The sequence below is a fragment of the Streptomyces sp. NPDC005803 genome (genome assembly GCF_040630435.1).
In the GTDB taxonomy this organism is placed as follows: domain Bacteria; phylum Actinomycetota; class Actinomycetes; order Streptomycetales; family Streptomycetaceae; genus Streptomyces.
Genome location: NZ_JBEXXO010000004.1, coordinates 367,536 through 385,109, shown reverse-complemented (window position 1 = coordinate 385,109; position 17,574 = coordinate 367,536). Strand labels below are relative to the sequence as shown.

12 protein-coding genes are annotated in these 17,574 nt (G+C 73.1%); 2 read left to right on the top strand and 10 right to left on the bottom strand.

Going from position 1 to position 17,574, the window contains the following annotated elements; genetic code table 11:
* Window positions 1–247 precede the first annotated feature (247 nt).
* The 5 genes from aceE to ABZ454_RS08895 all read right to left on the bottom strand — a co-directional run bounded on the left by aceE (window position 248) and on the right by ABZ454_RS08895 (window position 9,191).
* Window positions 248–2,917, bottom strand: coding sequence for a pyruvate dehydrogenase (acetyl-transferring), homodimeric type (aceE, locus tag ABZ454_RS08915; protein WP_356323186.1), 2,670 nt, complete (start codon window positions 2,915–2,917; stop codon window positions 248–250).
* A 331-nt stretch (window positions 2,918–3,248) separates the two neighbouring features.
* On the bottom strand, window positions 3,249–3,872 hold the full coding sequence (locus tag ABZ454_RS08910) for a GntR family transcriptional regulator (protein ID WP_356323184.1): 624 nt from the start codon (window positions 3,870–3,872) through the stop codon (window positions 3,249–3,251).
* A gap of 147 nt (window positions 3,873–4,019) precedes the next feature.
* Window positions 4,020–5,813 carry a 2-oxoglutarate dehydrogenase, E2 component, dihydrolipoamide succinyltransferase gene (sucB, locus tag ABZ454_RS08905; protein ID WP_359536702.1) on the bottom strand — a complete coding sequence of 598 codons (1,794 nt, stop codon included), beginning with the start codon at window positions 5,811–5,813 and terminating at the stop codon, window positions 4,020–4,022.
* Between the two features lie 60 nt (window positions 5,814–5,873).
* Window positions 5,874–7,262, bottom strand: a complete 1,389-nt coding sequence (gene lpdA, locus ABZ454_RS08900) for a dihydrolipoyl dehydrogenase (protein WP_356323179.1) — start codon at window positions 7,260–7,262, stop codon at window positions 5,874–5,876.
* 375 nt (window positions 7,263–7,637) lie between these two features.
* Window positions 7,638–9,191, bottom strand: coding sequence for a leucyl aminopeptidase (locus tag ABZ454_RS08895; protein ID WP_356323177.1), 1,554 nt, complete (start codon window positions 9,189–9,191; stop codon window positions 7,638–7,640).
* Window positions 9,192–9,438: 247 nt separating this feature from the next.
* On the opposite strand from ABZ454_RS08895, the gene ABZ454_RS08890 reads away from it, so the two are divergent.
* Entirely contained in the window at window positions 9,439–10,308 is an 870-nt protein-coding gene (locus ABZ454_RS08890; RefSeq protein WP_359536700.1) for an endo alpha-1,4 polygalactosaminidase, read from the top strand.
* 39 nt (window positions 10,309–10,347) lie between these two features.
* Here the strand turns inward: ABZ454_RS08890 and ABZ454_RS08885 are convergent, their stop codons facing one another.
* Window positions 10,348–11,127: an adenosylcobinamide-GDP ribazoletransferase gene (locus tag ABZ454_RS08885; RefSeq protein ID WP_356323173.1), complete on the bottom strand. Its 780-nt coding sequence runs from the start codon at window positions 11,125–11,127 to the stop codon at window positions 10,348–10,350.
* An 88-nt stretch (window positions 11,128–11,215) separates the two neighbouring features.
* Between ABZ454_RS08885 and ABZ454_RS08880 the strand changes: the two genes are divergently transcribed.
* Entirely contained in the window at window positions 11,216–11,977 is a 762-nt protein-coding gene (locus tag ABZ454_RS08880; RefSeq protein WP_359536698.1) for a hypothetical protein, read from the top strand.
* On the opposite strand, the gene ABZ454_RS08875 is transcribed toward ABZ454_RS08880, so the two are convergent.
* The 4 genes from ABZ454_RS08875 to ABZ454_RS08860 all read right to left on the bottom strand — a co-directional run bounded on the left by ABZ454_RS08875 (window position 11,878) and on the right by ABZ454_RS08860 (window position 17,546).
* On the bottom strand, window positions 11,878–12,660 hold the full coding sequence (locus ABZ454_RS08875; protein WP_359536696.1) for a hypothetical protein: 783 nt from the start codon (window positions 12,658–12,660) through the stop codon (window positions 11,878–11,880). The two genes, ABZ454_RS08880 and ABZ454_RS08875, sit on opposite strands and share 100 nt — an antisense overlap.
* Complete coding sequence (locus ABZ454_RS08870) at window positions 12,657–14,468, bottom strand: phosphatidylglycerol lysyltransferase domain-containing protein (RefSeq protein ID WP_359536694.1); 1,812 nt, start codon at window positions 14,466–14,468, stop codon at window positions 12,657–12,659. The genes ABZ454_RS08875 and ABZ454_RS08870 overlap by 4 nt, the downstream gene beginning before the upstream one ends.
* A gap of 93 nt (window positions 14,469–14,561) precedes the next feature.
* A complete protein-coding gene (cobT, locus tag ABZ454_RS08865; RefSeq protein WP_359536692.1) occupies window positions 14,562–15,686 on the bottom strand; it encodes a nicotinate-nucleotide--dimethylbenzimidazole phosphoribosyltransferase in 1,125 nt (374 codons plus the stop codon).
* Window positions 15,687–16,343: 657 nt separating this feature from the next.
* Window positions 16,344–17,546: a bifunctional adenosylcobinamide kinase/adenosylcobinamide-phosphate guanylyltransferase gene (locus ABZ454_RS08860; RefSeq protein WP_359536691.1), complete on the bottom strand. Its 1,203-nt coding sequence runs from the start codon at window positions 17,544–17,546 to the stop codon at window positions 16,344–16,346.
* Between the last annotated feature and the right edge of the window lie 28 nt (window positions 17,547–17,574).

Here is a 17,574-nt window from a genome sequence, read left to right as displayed (position 1 = left end):
GCGGGCGTGGCCCGGGCCGGGTGTGCGGCCTCAAGCGGCGGCCGGGCTGGGCATGGGGCCTCAAAGCGCCGGCCGGGCTGGGCATGGGGCCTCAAGCGCCGGCCGGGCTCAAAAGAAGATGTCCTCAATCGCCGGACGGGCTTGAAAACCAAGCCCGTCCGGCGATTGAGGACAAAGCCTCTGCCGGAGCGGGGCAGACGTGCGGAGAAGGGGAGCGGGGCAGGCCCGCCCCCCGTCCTCCGGGCCGTCAGAGCCCGTAGCGCTCCCGGGCCTCCTTGACCGCCGACGCGGGCACCTCACCGCGGCGGGCCAGCTGGGCCAGGGCCGCGACCGTGATCGACTGGGCGTCGACGCCGAAGTGGCGGCGGGCCGCGTCACGGGTGTCGGAGAGGCCGAAGCCGTCCGTGCCGAGCGAGGTCCAGTCCTGCTCCACCCACTGGCTGATCTGGTCCGGCACCTGGCGCATCCAGTCGCTGACCGCGACGACCGGACCCGGTGCGCCCTCCAGCGCCTGGGTCACGTACGGCACCCGCTGCTCACCGCGGAGCAGCGCCTCGTCGCACTCCAGCGCGTCCCGGCGCAGCTCGCCCCACGAGGTGGCGGACCAGACGTCGGCCGTGACACCCCAGTCGGCGGCCAGCATCTCCTGGGCCTCCAGGACCCAGTGGATCGCCGTACCGGAGGCCATCAGCTGCACGCGCGGCGCGTCCGCCTTCGCGGGCGTGCCCTCCTTGAACCGGTAGAGGCCCTTGAGGATGCCCTCCTCGACGCCCTCCGGCATCGCGGGCTGCGGCTTCGGCTCGTTGTAGACCGTCAGGTAGTAGAAGACGTCCTCGGCGTCGGGGCCGTACATCCGGCGCAAACCGTCCTGGACGATCACCGCGATCTCGTACGCGAACGCCGGGTCGTAGTTGAGCGACGCCGGGTTCGTGGACGCGATCAGGTGCGAGTGGCCGTCCGCGTGCTGGAGGCCCTCACCCGTCAGCGTCGTGCGGCCCGCGGTGGCGCCGACCACGAAGCCGCGGCCGAGCTGGTCGCCGAGCTGCCAGAACTGGTCGCCCGTGCGCTGCCAGCCGAACATCGAGTAGAAGATGTAGAACGGGATCATCGGCTCGCCGTGCGTCGCGTACGACGTGGAGGCGGCGATGAAGTCGGCCATGGCGCCGGCCTCGGTGATGCCCTCGTTGAGGACCTGGCCGTCCTTGGCTTCCTTGTAGTACATCAGCTGGTCGCGGTCGACCGGGTCGTACGTCTGTCCCAGCGGCGAGTAGATGCCGGCCGACGGGAACAGCGCCTCCATGCCGAAGGTGCGGGCCTCGTCGGGGACGATCGGAACCCAGCGCTTGCCGGTCTCCTTGTCCCGCATCAGGTCCTTGGCCAGACGGACGAACGCCATCGTGGTGGCCAGCTCCTGCTTGCCGGAGCCCTTCTTCAGCGCGGCGAACGCGCGCTCCTCGGGCGCGGGCAGCGCCACCGCGTGCACCCGGCGGGCCGGGGCGGGGCCGCCGAGGGCGGCGCGGCGCTCCTGGAGGTAGCGGACCTCGGGGGAGTCGGCGCCCGGGTGGCCGTAGGGCACCAGGCCCTCGTCCAGCTTCGAGTCCGGGATCGGCAGGTCGAGCAGGTCGCGCATGGCGCGGAACTGCTTGCCGTCCAGCTTCTTCATCTGGTGGTTGGCGTTGCGCGACTCGAAGCCCGGGCCGAGCGTGTAGCCCTTCACCGTCTGCGCCAGGATCACCGTCGGAGCGCCCTTGTGCTCCAGCGCCGCCCGGTAGGCCGCGTACACCTTGCGGGCCTCGTGGCCGCCGCGCGAGGTGTGGAAACACTCGGCGATCTTCGCGTCGGTGAGCAGTTTCGCCAGCTCGGCGAGCGCGGGCTCGGCGCCGAAGAAGTGCTCGCGGATGTAGGCGACGTCGCGGGTGGCGTACGTCTGGAACTGCGCGTCCGGGACCTCGCGGAGCCGGCGCACCAGCGCACCCGTGGTGTCGAGCTGGAAGAGCTCGTCCCAGGCGGTGCCCCAGAGCGTCTTGACGACGTTCCAGCCGGCGCCCCGGAAGGCGCCCTCCAGCTCCTGGACCACGCGGAAGTTGGCGCGGACCGGACCGTCGAGGCGCTGCAGGTTGCAGTTGATGACGAAGGTCAGGTTGTCGAGCTGCTCACGCGCCGCCAGCGCGAGGGCCGCGGTCGACTCGGGCTCGTCCATCTCGCCGTCGCCCAGGAAGGCCCAGACGTGCGAGTTCGACGTGTCCTTGATGTTGCGGTTGGCCAGGTAGCGGTTGAAGCGCGCCTGGTAGATCGCCGACAGCGGGCCGAGGCCCATCGACACGGTGGGGAACTCCCACAGCCAGGGCAGCCGCCGCGGGTGCGGGTAGGACGGCAGGCCGTCGCCGCCCGCCTCCTGGCGGAAGTTGTCGAGCTGCTGCTCGCTGAGCCGGCCGTCGAGGAAGGCGCGGGCGTAGATGCCGGGGGAGGCGTGGCCCTGGATGTACAGCTGGTCGCCGGAGCCGTCCCCCTCCTTGCCGCGGAAGAAGTGGTTGAAGCCGGTCTCGTACAGCCACGCGGCCGAGGCGAAGGTGGCGATGTGGCCGCCGACGCCGAAGCGGGAGCCACGGGTGACCATCGCGGCCGCGTTCCAGCGGTTCCACGCGGTGATCCGGGACTCCATCTCCAGGTCGCCGTCGAAGGCGGGCTCCGCGGCGGTGGGGATGGAGTTGACGTAATCGGTCTCCAGCAGTTTGGGCAGCGCGAGACCGGCGCCCTCGGCGTGCTGGAGCGAGCGGCGCATCAGATACGCGGCACGGTGCGGGCCCGCGGCCTTGGTGACGGCATCCAGGGAGGCCGCCCATTCAGCGGTCTCCTCCGGGTCGCGGTCCGGGAGCTGGTCGAGCTCGCTCGGAAGCTTTCCTACGGGGTCGGTCATGATCGCCGCCTTCCGGTGAGGAGGGGGGTGGAGAAGTCCCTGACTGGCAGGACAGGGCGATGGGGCCGGTGGGCCCGCGAAGTGAACTGTAAGTCGCCGATCGATGATCGATCAAAGGATGAACGGCAAAACTTCTCGATATGAAGAAAGTGGCATTCGGTGCCGCGAAACGGGGCACGCAGTGACGTGACTTATCAGGCGAAAAAGGGCGCTCGCCTGCACGAACGAGCGCCTCACGCGACACATGCGTACCGCGTCCGGATATCGGCCTCAGGGTCCGGGCTCTGGTCCCAGCCGGCCCGGACCGGTCCCGGCCGGCTCGGCGCCGGTCTCAGGCGCGCGGCGCGCAGCCCAGCACATGGGCCTTGACCAGCACCCCTATGTCAGGGTCCTTCCGCAGGAACGCCTCGATGAGCGCCTCGTGCTCCTCGGCGTACGACTTCTGCACCGTGCCCAGCCAGCGGATCGAGAGCGCGGTGAACACCTCGATGCCCAGCCCCTCCCAGGTGTGCAGCAGGACGGCGTTGCCGGCCGCCCGGACCATCTCCCGGTGGAAGGCGACCGTGTGGCGCACCTGCGCCTCGCCGTCGGCCCGCCGGTCGGCCTCGTACAGCGCCGCCACGTGCGGGGCGAGCAGCGAGCAGTCCTCGCCGAGCCCCGGGGCCGCCAGCTCGGCGGCGATCTGCTCCAGGCCCGCCCGCACCGGGTAGCTCTCCTCCAGGTCGGCCGCGGTGAGGTTGCGGACGCGGACGCCCTTGTTGGGCGCCGACTCGATCAGGCGGAGCGTCTCCAGCTCCCTCAGCGCCTCGCGCACGGGCGTCTGGCTGACCTCCAGCTCGGTGGCGATGCGCCGCTCCACGATCCGCTCACCCGGCTTCCAGCGCCCGCTGACGATCCCGTCCACGATGTGCTCGCGGATCTGTTCGCGCAGCGAGTGGACGACGGGCGGGGTCATGAGGGGCTCCTTCGGGGCAAACCGGTGCTGCCTGCACCGACACGGTGGCCGGAGCGACCGGTGGTGTCTAGACAATACGGCGGCGCCCCCGTCCGGGTGTGTTCCGGACGGGGGCGCCGCTGGTGAGGCTGGTTACAGCCGCGGTGCTCAGAGGCCGAGCTCGACCTCGAACTCACCGGCCTCCAGGATCGCCTTGACCGCGGTCAGGTAGCGGGCGGCGTCCGCGCCGTCCACCAGACGGTGGTCGTAGGAGAGCGAGAGGTACGTCATGTCGCGGACGCCGATGACGGTGCCCTCGGCGGTCTCGATGACCGCCGGACGCTTGACGGTGGCGCCGATGCCCAGGATGGCTGCCTGGTTCGGCGGCACGATGACGGTGTCGAACAGCGCACCGCGCGAGCCGGTGTTGCTGATGGTGAAGGTGGCGCCGGACATGTCGTCCGGCGTCAGGCCGCCACCGCGGGCCTTGCCGGCCAGCTCGGCGGTCTTCTTCGAGATGCCGGCGATGTTCAGGTCGCCCGCGCCCTTGATGACCGGGGTCATCAGACCCTTCTCGGCGTCCACGGCGATGCCGATGTTCTCCGAGTCGAAGTACGTGATGGTGCCTTCGCCCTCGTTGATCCGGGCGTTGACGACCGGGTGGGCCTTCAGCGCCTGGGCGGCGGCCTTGACGTAGAACGGCATCGGGGAGAGCTTGACGCCCTCACGCGCCGCGAAGGCGTCCTTCGCCTTGTTGCGCAGCTTCATCAGCTTGGTGACGTCGACCTCGACGACCGAGGTCAGCTGGGCCTGCGAGTGCAGCGCCTTCATCATGTTGTCGCCGATGACCTTGCGCATGCGGGTCATCTTGACCGTCTGACCGCGCAGCGGGGACGCCTCGAGCTTCGGCGCGGCCTTCGCGGCCGGGGCGGCGGCGGCCGGAGCCGGAGCGGCGGCGGCGGCCTTGGCGGCCTCCGCGGCGGCGACGACGTCCTGCTTGCGGATGCGGCCACCGACGCCGGTGCCCTTGACCTCGCCGAGGTCGACGCCGTTCTCGGAGGCGAGCTTGCGGACCAGCGGCGTGACGTACGCGCCGTCGTCACCGGAGGTCGCGGCCGGAGCGGCCTGGGCGGCCGGAGCGGCCTGCGCGGCAGGAGCCGGGGCAGGCGCGGCCGGAGCCGGAGCCGGGGCCGGGGCGGGCGCGGGAGCCGGGGCGGGCGCGGCGGGTGCCGGTGCCGGAGCCGCGGCGGGTGCCGGGGCCGGGGCGGCGGCCGGAGCCGGAGCAGCAGCGGCCGGAGCCGGAGCAGCAGCGGCCGGAGCCGCGGCCGGGGCGGCGCCGGGGGCGCCGATGACGGCCAGCTTGGCGCCGACCTCGGCGGTCTCGTCCTCGGCGACGACGATCTCCAGCAGCACGCCGGAGACCGGGGCCGGGATCTCGGTGTCGACCTTGTCCGTGGAGACCTCGAGGAGGGGCTCGTCCTCCGTGACCTCCTCGCCGACCTCCTTCAGCCAGCGGGTGACGGTGCCCTCGGTGACGCTCTCGCCGAGCGCCGGAAGGGTGACGTCGGTGCCGGAGGCGCCACCGGCCGGGGCGGCGGCCGGAGCCTCGGCCGCGGGGGCCGGGGCCGGGGCCGGAGCCTCTGCCGGGGCTTCGGCGGCGGGCGCCGGGGCCGGGGTGGCCTCGGGCTCGGCGGCCGGAGCCGCCGCGGCGGCGGGCGCGCCCGAGCCGTCGTCGATGACGGCCAGCTCGGCGCCGACCTCGACGGTCTCGTCCTCGGCGACCTTGATGGCGGCCAGGATGCCGGAGGCGGGGGCCGGGATCTCGGTGTCGACCTTGTCGGTCGACACCTCGAGCAGCGGCTCGTCGGCCTCGACGCGCTCGCCCTCGGCCTTCAGCCAGCGGGTGACGGTGCCCTCGGTGACGCTCTCGCCGAGCGCCGGAAGGGTTACGGAAACCGACATGGTTTCAGTTGCTCCTAACGAAAATGCGGAAGTGGTCGGTCGTCGCGCCCGGTCGACTGATCAGTCGTGGGAGTGCAGGGGCTTGCCGGCCAGGGCCAGGTGGGCCTCGCCGAGCGCCTCGCTCTGGGTCGGGTGGGCGTGGATGAGCTGCGCGACCTCGGCCGGCAGCGCCTCCCAGTTGTAGATCAGCTGGGCTTCGCCGACCTGCTCGCCCATACGGTCCCCGACCATGTGGACGCCGACCACGGCACCGTCCTTGACCTGGACGAGCTTGACCTCGCCCGCGGTCTTGAGGATCTTGCTCTTGCCGTTGCCCGCGAGGTTGTACTTCAGCGCGACGACCTTGTCCGCGCCGTAGAGCTCCTTGGCCTTGGCCTCGGTGATGCCGACGGAGGCGACCTCGGGGTGGCAGTACGTCACCCGGGGGACACCGTCGTAGTCGATCGGGACCGTCTTGAGACCGGCCAGCCGCTCCGCCACCAGGATGCCCTCGGCGAAGCCGACGTGGGCGAGCTGGAGGGTCGGGGCCAGGTCGCCCACGGCCGAGATCGTCTCGACGTTCGTGCGCATGTACTCGTCGACGAGGACGTAGCCGCGGTCCATCGCGACGCCGGCCTCCTCGTAGCCCAGGCCCTGCGAGACCGGGCCGCGGCCGATGGCGACCAGCAGCACCTCCGCCTCGAAGGTCTTGCCGTCGGCGAGGGTCACGCGGACGCCGTCCTGCGTGTACTCGGCGCTCTGGAAGAACGTACCGAGGTTGAACTTGATGCCGCGCTTGCGGAACGCGCGCTCAAGAAGCTTCGAGCTGTTCTCGTCCTCGACCGGGACGAGGTGCTTCAGGCCCTCGACGATCGTGACGTCCGTGCCGAAGGAGGTCCACGCCGAGGCGAACTCGACGCCGATGACGCCGCCGCCCAGCACGATCGCGGACTTCGGGACGCGGTCCAGCTTCAGCGCGTGGTCCGAGGAGATGATGCGGTTGCCGTCGATCTCCAGGCCCGGGAGCGACTTCGGCACGGAGCCGGTCGCCAGGAGCACGTGGCGGCCCTGGATGCGCTGGCCGTTCACATCCACCGAGGTGGCGGACGAGAGACGTCCCTCACCCTCGATGTAGTGCACCTTGCGGGAGGCGACGAGACCCTGCAGGCCCTTGTACAGGCCCGAGATCACGTCGTCCTTGTACTTGTGGACGGCCTCGATGTCGATGCCCTCGAAGGTGGCCTTGACGCCGAACTGGCCGGCCTCGCGCGCCTGGTCGGCGATCTCGCCGGCGTGCAGCAGGGCCTTCGTGGGAATGCAGCCGTTGTGCAGGCAGGTGCCGCCGACCTTGCCCTTCTCGATCAGGGCGACGTCCAGGCCCAGCTGCGCTCCGCGCAGGGCCGCGGCATACCCACCGCTACCACCGCCGAGGATCACTAGGTCGAAAACGGTGCTGGCGTCGTTCGCCACGTCACGTCCTCCATGCATGTGCGCCGTACGCCGGGCCCCGTCATCGGGGTGAGACCGGCCGGTCGGCTGGTGTTCGGCCGCTTTGTCATCGGCCCTGTGGTGGGGGCCCTGTCCTGCCGAGAACCCATCTTCGCACTTGTTGACGGTGGGCGGGACGCGGGGCCCGTGTCTGGGACGGATGATCGTCCGCCCCGACGGGTTACCGCTGCGTAGGGACGTTCGGATTTCGTCGAGAGCGAAACCCGGTCCGGCCCGGGCCGCGGCATCGTGGGTGCAACGCGTGCGGCCCCGGACGTATGCCCGGGGCCGTACGGCGGCGGCCTCAGAGGCGGCCGGGGGCCCGCGGCCGGGTGGCCGGGGTCACCCGGCCGCAGCTCAGCCCAGGTCTCCGGCCGCGGTGCGCTCCGCCAGCTTCACCAGGGTGCGGACCGAGGAGCCGGTGCCGCCCTTCGGCGTGTAGCCGTACGGCGCGCCCTCGTGGAAGGCCGGGCCCGCGATGTCCAGGTGCGCCCAGGCGATGCCCTCACCCACGAACTCCTTCAGGAACAGACCGGCCACCAGGCCGCCGCCCATCCGCTCGCCCATGTTGGCGATGTCGGCGGTCGGGGAGTCCATGCCCTTGCGCAGGTCGGCCGGGAGCGGCATCGGCCAGGAGGCCTCGCCGACCTCGTCGGCGATCTCGTGGATCGAGGTACGGAAGGCGTCGTCGTTCGCCATGATGCCGAAGGTCCGGTTGCCCAGGGCCAGCACCATCGCGCCGGTCAGGGTCGCCACGTCGACGATCGCGTCCGGCTTCTCCTCGGAGGCGCGGGTCAGCGCGTCGGCGAGGACGAGCCGGCCCTCGGCGTCCGTGTTGAGGACCTCGACGGTCTTGCCGCTGTACATGCGGAGCACGTCACCGGGGCGGGTGGCGTTGCCCGAGGGCATGTTCTCGGCGAGCGCCAGCCAGCCGGTGACGTTGACCTGCAGCCCGAGGCGGGCGGCCGCGACGACGGTCGCGAACACGGCGGCGGCACCGGCCATGTCGCACTTCATCGTCTCGTTGTGGCCGGCCGGCTTCAGCGAGATGCCGCCCGAGTCGTAGGTGATGCCCTTGCCCACGAGGGCCAGGGTCTTCTCCGCCTTCGGGTGCGTGTAGGCGAGCTTCACCAGGCGGGGGCCGTGGGTCGAGCCCTGGCCGACGCCGAGCAGGCCGCCGTAGCCGCCCTTGACGAGCGCCTTCTCGTCGAGGACCTGCACCTTGATGCCGTGCTCCTTGCCGGCGGCCGTGGCCACGGCGGCGAAGGACTCGGGGTACAGGTCGTTCGGCGGGGTGTTGACCAGGTCGCGGGCGCGGTTGATCTCCTCGGCCAGCGCGACGGCGCGCTCGGCGGCGGCCTTGAACGCCTTGTCGCGCGGCTTGGCGCCGAGCAGGGCGATCTCGCCGAGCGGCAGCTTCGCGCCGTCGGCCTTGGCGCCCTTGGGGGCGAGCTTGTTCTCGCCGCCCTGGTAGGCGGTGAAGACGTACGCGCCCAGCAGCGCGCCCTCCGCGATGGCCTCGGCGTCCTCGACGGAGCCGACGGGCAGCGCGAAGCCGGCCTTCTTCGCTCCGCCGAGCGAGCGGGCGGCCACGCCGGCGGCCCGGCGCAGCGCCTCGGCGTCGTACGTGCCGTCCTTCTCCGGGACCGGGCCGAGTCCGGCCGCGATGACGACCGGGACCTTCAGGCCGTCGGGCGCGGGGAGCTTGGTCAGTTCGCCCTCGGCACCGCAGGCGCCCAGGGTCTTCAGGACGGTGGCGAGCTTCCCGCCGAACGCCTTGTCCACGGCCTCGGCGCCCGGTGCGAGGACCAGGTCCCCGGACTTGGAGCCAGCGCCCTTGGCGACGCCGACGACGAGCGCGTCGGCGCGCAGCGTCGCCGCACCGGCAGTGCTGAGAGTGAGAGCAGTCACGGTGGTGAAATCTCGCTTCCGTTGAGTTCTTTGACGGACTGTGCTGGCCGAGGGGGTGGCCGACCGTGCCCGGCGCATCGTAGACGCCGCCGCGATGTGCCGGGAATGAGCCTACGCGCGCCTTTGCTGCCCGATTACGGCGGCGGGCCGTCAGGGCGCCGGGGCGGTCGTAGGGTGGTCACCCCGGGATGATCTTCCCGGGGTAACGGACGGCGACCGCCACGGCGTTGGCGGACGAGGGGGAACGATGCACGACCGGAGGGCCGCGCGGCCGACCGGCCGGCCGGCGGCGCTGCCCGTCGCCGTACTGATTCTGTTGGTGATGCTGGCCGGCTGCACCTCGGCACCCGGCTCCGCCCCGGCGTCCGCCCCGTCCGCCCCGGCCGAGCGGTCCGCCGCCGCGCGCTGGCAGCCGGCGCCGGGAACCGACTGGCAGTGGCAGCTCTCCGGGCGGCTGGACACGACGGTGGACGCCCCGGTGTACGACATCGACGGCTTCGACCACGACGCGGCCCAGGTGGCCCAGCTGCACCGCGAGGGGCGCAAGGTCATCTGCTACCTGTCCACGGGCGCCTGGGAGGAGTTCCGCCCGGACGCGGCGAGGTTCCCCACGGCGGTCCTCGGCAAGGGCAACGGCTGGGAGGGGGAGCGCTGGCTCGACATCCGGCGCACCGACGTCCTGGAGCCGCTGATGGAGAGCCGGATCTCCATGTGCGCGAAGAAGGGGTTCGACGCGGTCGAGCCCGACAACATGGACGGTTACCGCAATCCGAGCGGCTTCGCGCTGACCGCCGCCGACCAGTTGCGCTACAACCGGCTCATCGCCCGCGTCGCCCACCGCCACCACCTGGCCGTCGGCCTGAAGAACGACCTGCCCCAGATCCCCGAGCTGGTGGGCGACTTCGACTTCGCGGTCAACGAACAGTGCGCGCAGTTCGAGGAGTGCGAGGAGCTCTCCCCGTTCGTCGAAGCGGGCAAGGCCGTCTTCCACGTGGAGTACGAGCTGCCCGTGACGCGGTTCTGCGACCGGTCCCGGCGGCTCGGGCTGAGCTCGCTGCTCAAGAAGTACGAGCTCGGCGTCTGGCGGCAGCGGTGCCCGGCGGCGGCCGGGAGCTGACGGAGGGGCGACGCGCGAACTGCCGGGCGGGGGTCGGGCTCAGCCGAGGGCCAGCCCGACCAGCATCACCGTCGCCGCCGTCTCCGCCAGCGCGCCGAACACGTCCCCGGTCACCCCGCCGAAGCGCCGCAGGCAGTGCCGCAGCAGCAGGTGGGCCACCAGGAGCGCGGCCAGGGCGGCGAGGGCGTAGCGCAGCGCCCCGTACCCCCCGAGCAGCGCGCCGGCGCCCGCGCAGGCCGCCACCCCGAGAACCGCGACCGCCGCCGCGCCGGTCACCGGGACCGTGCCCGCGACGGCGGCTCCCAGCCCCTCCGGGCGGGCCGCCGGCACGCCCCGGCGGGAGGCCAGCGTGAGCGCGAGCCGGGCGACGGCCCCGGACGCGGCGGCCGCCACCGCACCCTGCGCCCAGCTCTGCGCGTACAACTGCTGGAGGACCGCCACCTGCGCGAGCAGGACGAACAGCAGGGTGATCACACCGAACGGCCCAATGTCCGACTGCTTCATGATCCGCAGCGCGTCGTCGGCCGGCTTGCCGCTGCCCAGGCCGTCGGCGGTGTCCGCCAGACCGTCCAGGTGCAGCCCCCGGGTGAGGGCCGCGGGCACCGCCGCCGAGGCGACCGCGGCGAGCAGCGACCCCGAGCCGAACAGCAGCGACAGGCTGCCGGGCACCGCCGCGAGCACTCCCACGACGAGGCCGGCCAGCGGGGCGCACAGCATCCCGGCCCGGGCGGTCCCGCGGTCCCAGCGGGTGACGCGGACAGGGAGCACGGTGAGGGTGCCGAAGGCGAAACGCAGGCCGTGGCTGTTCAGGGAGGTCACGGCGCGCAGGCTAATCGGTGCGCGCAGCCGCTAGATTGTCCGGAACGTGATGAAGCGGGGCACAAGCGGCTTATCGGGAGTGGGTGGGATGGGTCACTGGTTCGATCGGAACATCGTCGAGCCGGGCAAGCTGCCCCTGCTCCTGGCGCTGGCCGCCTTCGTGCTGACGTTCGCCATCACCCGGGTCATCACCCGGATGATCCGGGCCGGCAAGGGGCCGTTCGGCAACATCACCCCGGGCGGGGTCCATGTCCACCACGTGGTGCCGGGCGTGGTGCTGAGCGTGGTCGGCGGGTTCGGGGCGGTGGCCAGCGGGAAGCACGGCTTCACGGCCGGGATCTGCGCGGTCGTCTTCGGTGTCGGCGCGGGACTGGTCCTGGACGAGTTCGCCCTGATCCTGCACCTGGACGACGTGTACTGGACGGAGCAGGGCCGCCAGAGCGTGGAGGTCGTCGTCCTGACCGCCGCCCTCGTCCTGCTGGTGCTCGGCGGCTTCTCGCCGCTCGGCGTGAACGACCTGAGCGACGATCAGCAACAGGGCCGGCTCGGTGTCGTCCTCACCCTCGTCGTCAACTTCTGCTTCGTGCTGATCGCCCTGTTCAAGGGCAAGGCGAGGATGGCGGTGGTCGGCACCCTCGTCCCCTTCGTCGCCCTGGTCGGCGCGATCCGGCTGGCCCGGCCGACCTCGATGTGGGCCAAGCGGTTCTACCGCAAGCGGCACCGGGCCCGCTCCCGGTCGGTGCTGCGCGCCTACCACCACGATCTCCGCTGGGCCGGACCGCGCCGCAGATTCCAGGACCTGATCGGCGGGGCGCCGGACCGGGTCCCCACCCCCTCGTCCAAGCCCTGACGGCGGCGCGCCCGGCGCCGGCCGCGCAGGGACGGGAGCGCGCACAGCGCCAGCGCCGCCGCGACGGCCGCCAGATGCTCCTTGCCCGCCAGGTTGTCCTTGACCGCGATCTCCGCCGCCATCGCCACGATCACCAGCGTCCCGGTGAACCGGGCCCGGTAGGCGCAGCAGACGCAGAGGGCCAGCGCCACCACCGCCGCGGAGGGGCCGGTGTCGACGACCCGGGCGTCGGAGCCGGGCAGGCCCAGGAACCCGTCGGGGCCCACGGCGACGCCGATCCGCGCGTACAGCGTCCCGGCCAGCGTCGCGACGTACGCGATCAGCAGCGTCCGCCACCGGCCCAGGCAGATCTCGGCGATCCCGAACACCAGCAGCACCTGGGCCAGCGCACCCCACACCGGCAGGTCGAGCGCGGGGACGAACAGCGAGAGCGGGGTGCGCAGGAGCCCCGCCCAGAGCGGATCCCCGGCCCGCACCGCCCCGAGCGTCTGCACCGGCCCGTAACCCCAAGGCCGGTTCTGCACCACCTGGAGCAGCGCCGTCAGACAGACCGCGGCCAGGGTCATCGGGACGGCCCGCGGCCCCCCGGCGCCGAGTGCGGTCCGCACGTCGCTCCCCAGCGGGCCCCACTCCCGGCGGCCCGCCCGCAGCAGCGCGCCGCCGAGCGCGCGCACCCGTCTCATCCCCGCGGTCCGAGCTTCGAGCGGTGCAGCCACTTGGGCAGTCCGGGGGCCTCCAGGAAGCCTTCGGCGCGGCCTGCGGCGATGGCGATGCGCGGCAGGTCCGCGCTCTTCTCGAAGAGCAGGTAGCGCGGTTCCCAGATCGGCCGGTACTTGGCGTTCGCGCGGTAGAGCGACTCGATCTGCCACCACCGCGAGAAGAAGCTGAGCAGCGCGCGCCACAGCCTGAGCACCGGCCCGGCGCCGAGCCGCGATCCGCGCTCGAAGACGGAGCGGAACATCGCGAAGTTCAGGGACACCTGGGAGACACCGATCTGCCCGGCCCTTTGCAGGAGTTCGATGACCATGAACTCCATCAGGCCGTTCTCGGCGTCCCGGTCACGGCGCATCAGGTCCAGCGAGAGACCGTGCGGACCCCAGGGCACGAAGCTCAGTACGGCGCGCAGCTCACCGGCCCCGCCGCCCCCGGCGGGCGCCGTGCCGGCGTCGCGGCATTCCAGCATCACGCACTGCCCGTCGGCCGGGTCGCCGAGCCGCCCCAGGGCCATCGAGAAGCCGCGTTCGGTCGCGCCGTCGCGCCAGTCGTCGGCCCGGCGCACGAGTTCGGCCATCTCGGCCTCGGGGATGTCCGCGTGCCGGCGCACCGTCACCTGGTAGCCGGCCCGCTTCACCCGGTTGTACGCCTGGCGGACGGTGCGCATCGCCCGCCCGTCCAGGGTGAACTCGGCGGTCTCCACGATCGCCTCGTCACCCAGCTCCAGGGCGTCGAGGCCGTGCCGGGCGTAGACCGTGCCGCCCTCCTCGCTCACCCCCATGGCCGCCGGGATCCAGCCGTGCTCACGGGCCTCGGCCAGCCAGGGCCCGATCGCCCCGGGCCAGGCCTCGGGGTCGCCGATCGGGTCGCCGGAGGCCAGCGAGACCCCGCCGACCACCCGGTAGACGACGGCGGCCTTGCCCGTCGGGGACCGGACGACGCTCTTCTCGCGGCGCAGCGCGAAGTAGCCGAGCGAGTCCCGCTCGCCGTGCTGGTCGAGCAGGGCGCGCAGGGCCGCCTCGTCCTGCGGGCTGATCGGGTCGACGGCCCGCCGGGCGCGGAAGGCCGCGTACACGACGGCGATCAGCAGCAGGGTGGACAGGATGTTGATGGCGACGTTCACCCACCCCGGCACCGTGATGCCGGGGAAGCGGGAGTCGCTCGCGGTGACGGAGACCAGGCGCAGCACGCCGTAGCGCCAGCGGTCCGGGAACGTCGAACGGTAGTCGTCGTGCGCGGTGTTGGTCAGCGTGACCAGGCCGGCCGCGATCAGCGAGGTGACCAGCAGCCCGCCGACCGCCACCAGTGCGGCCAGCTTCGGGTTGGACCGGTCGCCCTTCGCGTAGAACTCGCGCCGGCCCAGGGCGAGCGCGAGGACGAAGGCGGCGGTCAGCGCCAGCGAGATCCAGTTCTGCGGGTACCGCCGGACCTCCGGGTAGCCGATCACCGCCGCGAAGAGCAGCAGCGTGAGACCGCTCAGCACCATGTTGACGATCCACGCGGCCCGTTTGCGCCGCCGCATCGTGACCGCGAGGAACAGGGCGACGACCCCGGAGGAGAAGCCCGCGGTGAGCAGGTAGGGCGTGAAGTAGTTCTCGGTGTTGTGGCGCCGGAGGTCCTGTCCGAAGGTGACCCAGACGGCGCTCAGGAAATTGATGAACGACACGACGCGCAGGTACCCGATGGCGAAGGCCGCGCCGCGTCGCGACCGTTCGCTGCTCTGCGGCCGGGCTGCGGCCCGCCCGGTTGCTTCGCTGGCCAATCGGACCTCTCCCATGAAAAGCGATCATATGGGGCATCGCGCTTCATGGAAGGGGCCGCGCTGCGGCCGGTCCGGACGGCCGCGCTCCGAAGGGTCAGCTGCCGCTCGTCACTCCCCGGCCGGGTCGCCCGGGCCGGCCTCTCCGTCGGCGGACGCCTTCTCGCCGTCGTCCTTCGTGTCGTCCTCGTCGGGTTCCGGTGCGCGTTCGGGCAGTTCCGCCGCCAGCGCGGCCGCGGCCTGGACGAACGGAAGCGCGAGCAACGCCCCGCTTCCCTCACCGACGATGACGCCGTGGTCCAGCAGCGGGTTGAGCGCCATCCGGTCCAGCGCCTTGGCCTGGGCCGGTTCACCGCTCAGCTGGCCCGCCAGCCACCAGTCCGGGGCCCGGAACGCCGCCCGCTGACCGACCAGGGCCGCCGCCGCGCAGACCACCCCGTCCAGGATCACCGGGAGCCGGCGCACCGCGCACTGCAGCAGGAAGCCGGTCATCGCCGCCAGGTCCGCCCCGCCCACCGTGGCCAGCAGCTCCAGCTGGTCGCCCAGCACCGGCCGCGCCCGGCGCAGCGCGTCTCGGACCGCCGCGCACTTGCGCATCCAGGCCAGGTCGTCGATCCCCGCGCCGCCACGTCCGGTGACCACCGAGGCGTCGGTGCCGCACAGCGCGGCGACCAGGGTGGCGGCGGCCGTCGTACCGCCGACGCTCAGATCACCGAGCACCACGAGATCGGTGCCCGAGTCGGCCTCCTCGTCGGCGATCGCCATGCCGAGGCGCACCGCCTGCTCGGCCTCCTCGACCGTCATCGCGTCCTCGACGTCGATCCGGCCGCTGCCCCGCCGCACCCGGGTCCGGACGACCGCCTCCGGCAACAGCTCGGGCGCGCAGTCCAGACCCGCGTCGACGATCCGCACCGGTACGGCGAACCGGCGGGCCAGCACGGCGAGCGGCGTCGAGCCCTCCAGCGTGGCCCGCACCAGCTCGTGCGCGGTGCCTGCCGCACGGCCGGACACCTTCAGCTCCGCCACTCCGTGATCACCGGCGAACAGCACCACGCGGGCCTGCTCGACCGGCCTCACGGGCACGGCCTGCTGGGCGGCCGAGAGCCATTCGCCCAGCTCGTCGAGGCGGCCGAGAGCACCCGGCGGCACGAGGAACCGCTCCCGGCGTTCCTCGGCATCACGCCGTACACCGCCGTCGGGGCGTTCGATCAGGTCGGAGAAGTCGTCCAGATTCACGGGGGTCTGCCTCGCGGGTCGATACGTGGTGGGGGCCGGTCAGCCCGGCGGCGGGCTCGGAGGGTCCGGCCATCGGGAAGGGGCGGAGGCGCGGGGCCGGGCATCCGCAACCACGGCGTCGTCGTCCCTCACCGTGGCTCCGTCGTGCTCGAACCGCGGTCCGGGGCTGCGCGTACCCGGCCCCGCTCCTCCGCCTCTTCCCCATGGCCGGACCCTCGTACTGCGGAACAGTACCTGCCGTGATTTCCGGCCCCCTCCCCGCGCCGTCGGGTGCCCGAGCCGCGGTGGGGCGATCGCGCGTGCGAGGGCCCGCAGCCCGGCGAGCCGGGCCCGGAACCCGCTCGGCCCACCCGTGGCGCAGAGTGCACGGGGAGTGCGACAACCCGCCCGTCGCGCGGGGTTCGTGCGGGGCCGACAACCCACCCGTGGCGCCAGGGTTCGCGCGGGGCGCGACAACCCACCCGTCGCGCCGGATTCGTACGGGTCAGGGTTCACATCAGCCCATCCGTCGCGCCGGGTCGGCGCGGATCAGGAGTCACATCCGCCCGCCCGTCGCAGGCATCGGCACGGCGGGCACGGCTCCCGCACCTGCGTGTGCCCGGACCCGCCGTTCCGTTCCGTACGTACGCGCCGTCGGGCGGGCCCGCCCCGGATCCGTCAGCCGCGCAGCGTCAGCGCCTGCCCGGCCACCACCATCAGCACCTGCTCGCACTCGTCGGCGACCGCGGCGTTCAGCCGGCCCAGCTCGTCCCTGAACCGCCGCCCGGCGGCGGTCGCGGGCACCACGCCGGAACCCGTCTCGTTGGTCACCAGGACGACCGTGCGCCGCGTCCCGCGGACCGCGGCGACGAGCTCGGCGGTCCGCTCGCGCAGCGCGCTCTCGCCGCCGCCCGCCCACGCCGCCTCGTCCCAGGCGTCCACCCGGTCCATCGCGTCCGTCAGCCACAGCGACAGGCAGTCGATCAGCAGCGGCGGCCCGTCCGACGTCAGCAGCCCCGCCAGCTCGCACGTCTCCTCGGTGCGCCAGGCCGCCGGTCTGCGCTCCCGGTGCAGCCCGATCCGGGCCGCCCACTCCGCGTCGCCCTTCCGGCCGCCGCCGGTCGCCACGTACACGACCTCGGGATACGTCTCCAGCCGCCGCTCGGCCTCGACCGATTTCCCGGACCGGGCGCCGCCGGTCACCAGCGTGCGCCGGGGGACGCCCGGTCCGGCGTGGTACCCGCCGACCGTCAGCGTCGTCCCGTCCGGCACGGCCCGGGCCCCGGCCGCGGCGAGGCGGCGGTCGAGTTCGGGGCCGGACGGCGCGTCATGGTCCAGGTGGACCGCGACCACTTCGGTGGCCGGCCCGATCGCCTCGACGGCCCGCAGCCGGGCCACCGCGTCGGGCCGTCCCACGACGTCGGCGACGACCATGTCGTACGGCTCCGCCATCCGGTCGGCGAGACCGGCCGGCGCGGCGCCCGGCGGCAGGTAGAGCAGCCGCTCGCCGTCCGGCGACGTGACCTCGTACCCGGTGCCGGGCGCGTCCATCGGCACGGCCCGCACCCGGTGCCCGCTGATCAGCGTCAGCTCCCGCCCGTCCGGCACCCGGCCCGCCGAGGGCAGCCCGGCGGGCAGTTCGACGGCGGGGCCGTCGTGCGGATGGGTGAGCAGCACCTGCCGTACGCCGGTGAGTGAATGCCCCGCGCGGGCGGCGGCGAAGACCGCCCCGGGGGTCAGATCGAGCAGCAGCGCGTCGTCGACCAGCAGTGCGGTCGCGGCGCGCGCCCACGCCCCGCGGGCGGTGGCGCAGGCGGCGCAGGGGCAGTCGGGCCGCGGCAGCCCGTCGGGGGCTCCGGTGCCGAGCAGGGTCAGTTCCACGCCCCGATCCTCCCGCGTCCCCGCACCG